Origin of the sequence: Streptomyces corynorhini (assembly GCF_003346515.1) — a bacterium.
Lineage (GTDB): Bacteria > Actinomycetota > Actinomycetes > Streptomycetales > Streptomycetaceae > Streptomyces > Streptomyces corynorhini.
Window position 1 is genome coordinate 1 of the sequence record NZ_QQNA01000331.1, and the last position, 647, is coordinate 647.

At 68.8% G+C, this 647-nt stretch carries 1 protein-coding gene; it reads left to right on the forward strand.

The features are described 5' to 3' along the window. Positions 1 to 534, forward strand: a 534-nt coding sequence (locus tag DVH02_RS35370) for a hypothetical protein (RefSeq protein WP_158575963.1), incomplete at its 5' end; no start/stop codon positions are given. Positions 535 to 647 lie beyond the last annotated feature (113 nt).

The window sequence follows — 647 nt, forward strand, 5'->3', positions numbered from 1 at the left end:
GCCGAGGAGCGGCTGCAACGGCCGTTTCACCCCCGGGACGCCCTGGACCTGTACGCGATGTCCGGCCAGGATCTGCCGCCGCTCGCCGAGATCGTGGCTGCCGCCGAGAGTCTCCGGCTGGCACCCGAGCTGGCCGAACTGATCCGCTACGCCTCGGACCTGCTGCCCATCGACCGGCTGGCGCCCCTGCTGTCCGCGCTGGAACCCGCGGCGGAGACGGAGCGGAACCTGCGCGCGGGACACGTCCCGGTGCCCGAGACAGCCGACACGCGCAAGGCGCTCCTCCAAGGCGTTCCGGTCCACGGAATCCACCTCGGCCGGATCGAAGAAGGCGACAAGTGGCCGGTCTCGCGTATGCACCGGTACGGCGAGGAAGTACTTCTCCTGACCCCCGTCGGCGCGTACCTGCTGGTGAGCGACGCCGTCGTATCGCGGGAACGGCATGCGGCCGCAACGGAAGAATTCAACCGGCTGGCACGCGGAAACTTCGACTCGCTTCAGGAGGACATCTCCGCTGCCGCGGTGCGGGCGTAATTCCAGGTGGCATTCAGACCCGCTTCCGATCCGCTTCGGCGGTCCATATGCATGCGTAGGCGAAGGCCCGGAGGATCGCGTCGAAACTGAACCGGCCGTCCTCGCCGCGTCGC